The following is a 330-nucleotide window of genomic DNA, read 5'->3' as shown; positions in this document are numbered from 1 at the left end:
AAGGTGCGCGCGCGTGTGGAGCATGTCTTTGCGGTGGTCAAGCGCTTGTGGGGGTTTGCCAAGGTGCGTTATCGCGGTTTGGCCAACAACGCCAACCGTAGCTTTGTGGCGCTGGGGTTGGCGACTGTGTACCTGTCACGCACCCGCTTGGTGGGATAACTGCGCCCGACAAGGGCACCGTGGGCTGCGCCAGCCGGCGCACACCGCTTCAAGTCACCAATATCCTGTGTTTTTAACCAGTCTCTCGGGCTTGTGACGCACGTCAGTAGCGTTGAGTCTTCAACCGTTGGGCGGGTTCTTGATGCTGGTGCTTGATCAGCGTTGCCTTAG

The 330-nt window shown here is 59.4% G+C and carries 1 protein-coding gene; it reads left to right on the top strand.

Annotated features, from left to right (window positions below):
- The coding region (locus XpopCFBP1817_RS21345) for a transposase (protein WP_146090221.1) at window positions 1–159 on the top strand (159 nt) is incomplete at its 5' end.
- Window positions 160–330: the final 171 nt, after the last annotated feature.

The sequence above is a fragment of the Xanthomonas populi genome (assembly GCF_002940065.1).
Lineage (GTDB): Bacteria > Pseudomonadota > Gammaproteobacteria > Xanthomonadales > Xanthomonadaceae > Xanthomonas > Xanthomonas populi.
Note: the sequence above shows the minus strand (reverse complement) of the source record. Positions and strands in the feature narration are given on the sequence as shown.